The sequence below is a fragment of the Pseudomonas sp. HMWF021 genome (assembly GCF_003061005.1).
In the GTDB taxonomy this organism is placed as follows: Bacteria; Pseudomonadota; Gammaproteobacteria; order Pseudomonadales; family Pseudomonadaceae; genus Aquipseudomonas.
On the sequence record NZ_QAIK01000137.1, the window covers coordinates 5,473 to 13,224 of the forward strand.

General features: G+C 60.7%; 8 protein-coding genes. All 8 read right to left on the minus strand.

Annotation, left to right across the window (positions count from 1 at the left end):
* Positions 1 to 637 (minus strand): DUF4123 domain-containing protein (locus DBR18_RS19320; protein ID WP_256588793.1); only part of this gene is annotated, 637 nt, incomplete at its 3' end.
* Positions 634 to 1,947, minus strand: a complete 1,314-nt coding sequence (locus tag DBR18_RS19325; RefSeq protein ID WP_108591498.1) for a type VI secretion system Vgr family protein — start codon at positions 1,945 to 1,947, stop codon at positions 634 to 636. The genes DBR18_RS19320 and DBR18_RS19325, both read right to left, overlap by 4 nt.
* Before the next feature lie 228 nt (positions 1,948 to 2,175).
* Entirely contained in the window at positions 2,176 to 4,089 is a 1,914-nt protein-coding gene (gene speA / locus DBR18_RS19330; RefSeq protein WP_007963030.1) for an arginine decarboxylase, read from the minus strand.
* Between the two features lie 218 nt (positions 4,090 to 4,307).
* Positions 4,308 to 4,679 carry a translation initiation factor Sui1 gene (locus tag DBR18_RS19335; RefSeq protein WP_108591499.1) on the minus strand — a complete coding sequence of 124 codons (372 nt, stop codon included), beginning with the start codon at positions 4,677 to 4,679 and terminating at the stop codon, positions 4,308 to 4,310.
* Positions 4,680 to 5,013: 334 nt separating this feature from the next.
* Complete coding sequence (locus DBR18_RS19340) at positions 5,014 to 5,571, minus strand: NUDIX hydrolase (protein WP_108591500.1); 558 nt, start codon at positions 5,569 to 5,571, stop codon at positions 5,014 to 5,016.
* A 3-nt stretch (positions 5,572 to 5,574) separates the two neighbouring features.
* A complete protein-coding gene (locus DBR18_RS19345) occupies positions 5,575 to 6,642 on the minus strand; it encodes a DUF2333 family protein (protein WP_108591501.1) in 1,068 nt (355 codons plus the stop codon).
* A gap of 137 nt (positions 6,643 to 6,779) precedes the next feature.
* Positions 6,780 to 7,256 carry a hypothetical protein gene (locus tag DBR18_RS19350; RefSeq protein ID WP_108591502.1) on the minus strand — a complete coding sequence of 159 codons (477 nt, stop codon included), beginning with the start codon at positions 7,254 to 7,256 and terminating at the stop codon, positions 6,780 to 6,782.
* On the minus strand, positions 7,253 to 7,752 hold a 500-nt coding region (locus DBR18_RS19355), incomplete at its 5' end, for an Hcp family type VI secretion system effector (RefSeq protein ID WP_108591503.1). The genes DBR18_RS19355 and DBR18_RS19350, both read right to left, overlap by 4 nt.

The following is a 7,752-nucleotide window of genomic DNA, read 5'->3' on the forward strand; positions in this document are numbered from 1 at the left end:
CTTGCTGAACATGGGAGGACATCGCCGCATAATCGGTTCCCAATGATTGGCACCAACGCCAGATGTGCCGCTCCAGAACGCAGGTTTGCAAACGCTCACGCTGACGTGGCGTCAGGCTTTCCTCAATCGCCAACGGCTCGACCAGCCACTGCGGGTTGCGCAGTTGTTGCCAGCCCTGACTGCCGATCGCCCGGTCCGCCCAGGTCCCGCCGAACCAGCGCAGCTGCTGGATCGGCCCAAGCCAGCGGCTCAGGTCGGCAGCATCGCAGGCGTCGAAGAAATAACTCGCGGTCTGACGGTTGTAATAGCCGAGCAAAGCGCGATGACTGAGGTCGAACGTGACGGTCAGCATGCGCCGCAAGTGGCTGAGCAGTGTCTGCGCGCAAACCTCGCTGCTCAGCAGCAGGCCATGCCAGGTGTGTGGATCGCGATGACACAACGCCGCCAGCGCCGGGCTCTCGTGCAAATCGATCAGCAGCGGCCCTTGCCCACTGACCGGCTGAAATTCGGTTGTATCGAACAGTTGCCAGCAGGGTGTTTGAGCAAAACCCTGACGCAGTATCAGCAGGGCTCGCGGTGACTCAGGCCCATCGAGCAACAGCCATTGCGCGTCAAGCCCTCGCGCCGCGCCGCTCATCTGGCACCGCTCTGATCCAGGGCTGCGAGCATCCGGCAACTGCAGACGGGCTGTGTACAACGGTTGTAACTGCCACCTCCCGGTATCAGGCACAACAGCAGCAGCGGCTCGTCGGACTTGAGCCATTGCTCAAAGCCGGCACTCGCCAGATTCTCGGGAAGCCCGGGCGCATCGTCGGCGTCAACGTCGATGGCCGCTTCCTGCAGGATCCCGCTGATGACCGGCTGATCCGGATCCCCCTCAAGAAAACTCACCACCACCTCGACGCCTTCCTGCAGCGTGATCTGTGGGTTATCGGCCAACGCCGGTGCAAGCGGCAGCCAGCAGTGGCTGGCCGCCGCGCCTTCGCCCTGGTACAGCCAGTCGAACTGCACCGCAACCGGGCGCGACTGATCGGGTTGCGGCTCGCTGACCGCGACCACCCAGGCACGCTGCAAACTGTGCATACGCGGCCTGCCCAATGCCCTGGCCGGAGTTGATTGTGGCGTTTTTGTGCCACAGATGTGGTTGCTGTAGGCCGGTTCCCGGGAGGTGTCGGCGCAGTGTTCGACGCGATTGAGCAGCCAATGACTGTCGCGTTCGGCGGCCGGCTGACCGAGCATTGCCAGCCACTGACCGCTGCGCAGGGTCGGCACATCCGTCTGCCCTTGTGCGCTGCTGCCTGCCCGCGCATCCAGCGCCACTTGCCAGCGGCGTACCGCCGGCTGCTCGCCGACGCTGTCAAGTTGCGCTACGCCAGCCTTGGGCCATTGCGCCGGGTCATCGCTGAACACCAGGCAATGGCCGTCACGACCATGTTCAAAGTAGTAGTGAATACGTGCCTGCTCACACAGTCGCTGGACAAACTGCAAGTCTGATTCGCGATATTGAGTGCAAAACATCTGCGGCGGGTAATCGCCGCGCAAATCAAGACGACGCTGCGCACCTCTAATCCCATGCTCCTTGAGCACCCGCACAAGAATTTGCGGCACCGAATATCCGCTGAACATCCGCTGGCTGAAGCGCAGGCCCAGACAACTCAGTTTCGGCCCCAGGCGCGCCCGACACAGTCGGGCGCCGTGGCCGAGCTCTTGCTGGACGAGGCTGTGCAACTGCCCGTTCAACCCGTTCTGCTGCGGCCCGAACTGCAGAAACGCCGAGCGATAAAGCAGGCTGGAAAGATCCAGTTGCGGGTCATTGATCAAGAGATCGATTTCAAACGCGAAAGGCTCGCTGATGCCCTCGCTACCGCTGAAGGCCAGCACCTCGAGGGGGTCGGACAGACCCGCTATATCGAGACGAAACGACGGCTCGTTGACTGAATCGAACATGGGCGGATCTCTACAGGAGGGGCGGCCGGGGATTCTCGCCGACAGGCATGGCCGAGTAGAGTGCCGAAGTACAACTTAGGAAATGACCTACGCGAAAAGCAGGCCGGATCCCTTCACGGGCTGGGTCAGGTCGTTTTTTCGTAGGTAATTTGGGACTTCTCCCACCGGGTTGTCTGAACTTTCCAGCGTTTTCTGAAAATTTTCAGACAACCCGATGCAAGACCTGACTCAGGAAGACAGGTAGGAGGAGCGGGTCAGACCCAGACGCAAGGCATCGAGGAATTGCGTACGCTCGCTGGCACTGATGCGGGCACTGGCGCACTTGTCGCGGTAGTGGGTCATCAGTTCTTCCGGCGACAGGTGCACGTAGCGCAGCATGTCTTCGATGGTGTCGTGGGTTTCGATACCGGCGTGGTACACGCTGCCATCGGCGTTCTGGTAGATGTTCACCGAGTCGGTGTCACCGAACAGGTTGTGCATGTCGCCGAGGATTTCCTGATAGGCGCCGACCAGGAACACGCCCAGCAGGTAGTCTTCACCTTCGTTCAGACCGTGCACTGGCAGGCTGGTTTCGATGCTCTGCTCGTCGACGTACTGGTTGATCTTGCCGTCGGAGTCGCAGGTCAGGTCTTGCAGCACAGCGCGGCGCAGCGGCTCTTCGTCCAGACGATGCAGCGGGATGATCGGCAATACCTGATCGATCGCCCAGGTGTCCGGCAGGCTCTGGAATACCGAGAAGTTGCAGATGTACTTGTCAGCCAGCTTGTCGTTGAGTTCGTCGAGCACCTGACGGTGCGAACGCTGACGCGCCTTCAGCGAGTTGTGCAGGCGACGGCACACAGCGAAGTAGCACTGCTCGGCCAGGGCTTTTTCAGCAAGGGTCAGCTTGCCGTCGGCGTACTGCGAAGCCACGTCGCTCATGTAGTGCGTGGCGCGCCAGTAAGTCTCGGTGACCATTTCGATGTCGGTCGGGCCGAGCAGGTCCACCAGCCACTGCACGGTTTCCGGCAGCGCTTCCTTGTTTTCGATTTGCGGCACGTCGTCGTTGTGTTTCTCGACGTCGGTCACCTGCACCACCAGCATCGCGTGGTGCGCGGTCAGCGAGCGGCCGCTTTCGGAGAAGATGTGCGGATGCGGCAGGCTCTGCGCGTCGCAGAATTCCTTGAGCATGCCGACCACGACACCGGCGTAATCGTCCATGTCGTAGTTGATCGAACTGGCATTGCGCGAGTGGGTACCGTCGTAATCGACACCCAGACCGCCGCCGACGTCGATGTGATCGACCGGCAGGCCCAGGTTGCGCAACTCGCCGTAGTAACGGATCGCTTCCTTGAAACCGTGCTGGTAGTCAGCCAGGTTGGCGATCTGCGAACCCATGTGGAAGTGCAGCAGGCGAATGCCCTGATCGAGGCCGGCAGCGCGGAAGCGCTCGACCACCGACAGCAGTTGCGCCGCCGACAGACCGAATTTGGATTTCTCGCCACCGGTGTCCGCCCACTTCGACGACGCCAGCGACGACAGACGCACGCGCAGGCCGACCTGTGGCTTGACCTTCAAAGAGGCAGCTTCTTCGATCACCAGGCCGACTTCGGATTCTTTCTCGATGACGATGAACACGTTGTGGCCGAGCTTCTGGCCCATCAGCGCCAGACGGATGAACTCGCGGTCCTTGTAACCGTTGCAGACGATGGTGCCGCCCTTCGGCGCCAACGCCAGCACGGCCAGCAGCTCAGGCTTGGAGCCGGCTTCCAGACCGATGGAAACGTTCTGGGTGGCGATGATGTTCTCGATCACCGCTTCTTGCTGGTTGACCTTGATCGGGTACAGCGCGGTGTATTTGCTCTGGTATTCCAGGCGCTCGATGTTCGAGTCGAAAGCACCGGTCAGCTGACGTACACGGTCTTGCAGGATGTCGGGGAAACGCACCAGCAACGGCAGGGACAAGCCGCTCTTGCGCAGTTGGTCGACTTGTTCGAACAGGTCGATGGGCGAGCTGCTCGGGCCGTTCGGACGAACTTCGACGCGACCGGCGTCATTGATCGCGAAATACCCGGCCCCCCAATGGCGAATCCCGTAAACACTGCGGCTGTCCGCAACTGTCCATTGGCTGCCATCGTCTTTACGTGTGCGTCGTACGGACATCGAAGTCCCCTATAAAGAAGTCATAGTGCGTCGCCTGATCGCAGGCCGGCGCAGTCTAAAGAATGAAAATGACGGTTCGTCAGCGCGGCGGTAGACCGCGCTGACCGCGTGTAGTTTAGAAACCGGTATGAACAGGCTCTGTGAAAACCATGGAGACGACGCCGGATCTGAACTGCTTCAGTGCCGGATCAAGCCGCAGATGGATTTCACAGAGGCTGCTAGCCGCCGGACTTCTTCGCTTTGAAACCGTGTTTGATCAGCTCTGCCAAGAGTAGCTCGACATGATCGCCCTGGATTTCGATGACCCCGTCCTTCAACGCCCCACCGGTGCCGCAACGTTTCTTCAACGTTGTCGCCAGCTCCTTGAGGGCGTCTTCGGCCAGTGGCACACCGGTGATGGTGGTCACCGTCTTGCCGCCACGGCCCTTGCTCTCGCGACGCACGCGGGCAATGCCGTCACCGGCCGGGATCACGGTTTGTTTGCAGATACAGGCGTCCACCGGCTTGTTGCATTCCGGGCAATGACGACCTGCGTCGGTGGAAAATACCAGGCCGCCCAGGGCGGCGAAGGATGCGGCTTTTTTGGCCACCGGCAATCCTCTCGGGAGGACAAAGACTGATCGCGACCTTGGGCAAGGTCATCGACCGCGAAGCCCCACTCAGGCAGGGGCAGCGCTACTGCACCGATACAGGTAGGGGGGTCTGCGGCTTCACGACTATTCAATGTAGGAGCTGCCGAAGGCTGCGATCTTTTGATCTTGCTTCATCAAAGATCAGGATCAAAAGATCGCAGCCTTCGGCAGCTCCTACAGGTCGGTAGTCGTTCAGACCGGCAGGCCCACATCAAACCATTCGGTGCAGCTTGAAAAGGTCGCGCAGTGTAACGGCAAAAAGCGCAATTGCTAAGAGCCAATCGGCGCCAATTTATGTGTTCTTTGCGACGTTGCTTTGCTGAGCCTTCAGATAGCGCTTCAAGGCTGCCAAAGAGTCCGGGCAGTAAGGCTTTTGTTCGATTTCCAGCAGCACCTGTTCGACCGGAATGAAGCGTGCTTCCAGCACCTCTTCCGGCTGCAGTTTCAGCGGGCCGTCCCACACCGCGGAAAACGCCGAGCACCACAGGCGATTGCCGGTGTCCTCAAAGAAGAAATGATCGTGGGCGGTCAGCTCCACCCCGCTCACGCCCAGTTCCTCTTCCAGCTCGCGGGCAGCCGATTCGGCGTAGGTTTCATCGGCCTGCACCATGCCGCCGGCCGCCACATCCCAGTAACCGGGGTAGATCGCCTTGCTCAAGGTGCGCCGATGCACGCAGAGTTCACCGGCGGAATTGAACAACATGATGTAGGTACCGCGCCCGATCAGCCCGCGCTCACGCAAATCGGCCCGCACCAGAGCGCCGAGCAGGTTGTCCTGCTCGTCGACCCAGGCGATCTGTTCGGCATCGGAGGCGGCACGATGGGCCGCCTCTTTGGCGCTGTCGTCCATGACTCAGCCCTGATTGAGCAGTTGACGCAGATCGATCACTGCGGCGTTGGCCCGGGAGATGTAGTTGGCCATGACCAGCGAGTGGTTGGCCAATACGCCAAAACCGCTGCCATTGAGGATCATCGGGCTCCAGACCGGCTCCTGCGAAGCTTCCAGTTCACGGATGATCTGACGCACGCTGACGGTGGCGTTCTTCTTCGCCAGCACATCGGCAAAGTCCACTTCAATGGCGCGCAGCAGGTGCGACAGTGCCCAGGCCTGGCCGCGAGCTTCATAGAATACGTTGTCGATCTGCATCCATGGGGTCTCGACGACTTCTTCGTCCACCTGCGGCACTTCGCCAACCGCCGGCACTTCGGTTTTCAGCGCGGTATTGAGCTTGACCCGGCCAACGCTGGCCGACAGGCGTTGCGACAGCGAACCCAGACGGGTGCCGACATCGCCCAGCCAGTTGTTCAGGTTATCGGCGCGGGCATAGAACAGCGCGTTTTTCTGCGACGGGTCGGACAGGCGCGCCTGATAACGGCTCAGGGAAGTGATGCCTTCCTGGTATTCAGATTCGCTCGACGGCAGAATCCAGCTCTTGTTGTCGAAGTTGAAACGCGGCTCGGCCTTGGCCAGATCAGCGTCTTCAGCCGACTGCGACTGCGAGCGGGCGAAGTCTTTGCGCAGGGCTCGGGTCAGGTCACGCACCTGCACCAGCACGCCGTATTCCCAGCTCGGCATGTTGTCCATCCACAGGCCCGGCGGGAAACGGTCGTTGGAAATGTAACCGCCCGGCTTGTTCAGCAGAGTACCGGCAACGGTCTTGAGGGTTTCGACCGTGGTATAGCCGACGACCATCTGCTTGCCTTCCTTCTCGGCTGCGACCTGAGCGTTCTGCGCCACCGGGAACAGCGCCGGCTCCTGGCTCCAGTACCAGCCCAGGCCAATGGTGACCAGCAGATAAATGCCGATCAACGTAGCCAGCGCGCGGCTGAACAACAGCCCGCCCACATAGCTGCGGGCGGCCGACTTGGGCTCAGCGGCACGTTCAGGCGCGCTGCCCGCGCGGTTCTTCCAGTCCAGCATGGCGATATCCTTTCAATCACTTGGGTTCAACGGTTCGACCACAACCATACAACAACGTGCCAAGGCCGGGCACCCGTGATCGGGTCATGGAACAAAAAACCGCGCGCGGTCGGTGAGCGAAAGAATAGACGCGCCCTTCAGACGCTGAAAATTTTCATTGAAATCTGCCGCACGGCCTCAGATGCGAACAGATGGGCGATGCCCTCAGCATCGGTCTTGCGCTGGCTGACAACGCCGTCAACCGTTGCGAGGTAAGGCTGCTGCGCCAGCGGCTCACCGGTCATGCTGTCGACCAGACGAAAAATTCGCGGGGTTCTCCCGGGCTGCGCGGGGGGATTGTTCATCACATCCAGCACAGCCTGATCAAAGACCGACGCTGCAACCGGCCAATGGCCGAATTCGGCCTGCGACTTGAGCAGCAACCAGTCGCCACGCTCGATCTGATCCAGCACTTCGCTGTCCAGATTGATCAGCAAGCTGGCCCGCAGCTCATCGAGCCCGTCAAGCCGGCGGCGCTCCTGCAATACCTGACAGACTCGCTCCAACGCTTGATCCACCGGGTAAACGTGCTGACGCTCGGCGCTGGTCAACTCAGCATGATGAACCAGCCTCATCCCTGCACCTCGCCCTGCCATTCGTCGGAGCCCATTGTGCGGCTCACCTCGTGTCGCCAGTAAATGCGCTGGTAGCTGAAATGGACTTTTTCCAGTTGAGTGAAGTGCGACATGGCCGAATCGAGACAATGCGGCATCAGCACCTCGGCACCGACAATCAGCGCCCCCTCCAGCTCGATGGTGTAGAAGTGCTCCTGCACGCCTTGGGCGGAGGTGCGATAAAACTCCACGCGGCACTGGCTGAGCAGCTCACCGGAACACATCGCCACCTCGATCAGGGGTGATGCCTTGTCGAGGGCCTTGGTGATGATCAGCGGCTTGTGCATCCGCCTTCCTGCGCCCTGCCCCTTGGGAAGGAAAATCCCGTGGCTCAAGGCCTGAACCATGATTTTGTCCTCACGCCCCTTCTGATAGGTGTTGCCCACCGACTCCTCGGTGAAAGCCCCGGCACTGATCAGACCCTGACGGCTGCCGTGAATGGTCATGAAGGCTGGGC

Excerpts from the sequence above, each read along its gene's own strand:
- DBR18_RS19325 (WP_108591498.1), bottom strand. The coding sequence starts at position 1,947 with ATGTTCGATTCAGTCAACGAGCCGTCGTTTCGTCTCGATATAGCGGGT.
- speA (WP_007963030.1), bottom strand. The coding sequence starts at position 4,089 with ATGTCCGTACGACGCACACGTAAAGACGATGGCAGCCAATGGACAGTT.
- DBR18_RS19340 (WP_108591500.1), bottom strand. The coding sequence starts at position 5,571 with ATGGACGACAGCGCCAAAGAGGCGGCCCATCGTGCCGCCTCCGATGCC.
- DBR18_RS19345 (WP_108591501.1), bottom strand. The coding sequence starts at position 6,642 with ATGCTGGACTGGAAGAACCGCGCGGGCAGCGCGCCTGAACGTGCCGCT.
- DBR18_RS19350 (WP_108591502.1), bottom strand. The coding sequence starts at position 7,256 with ATGAGGCTGGTTCATCATGCTGAGTTGACCAGCGCCGAGCGTCAGCAC.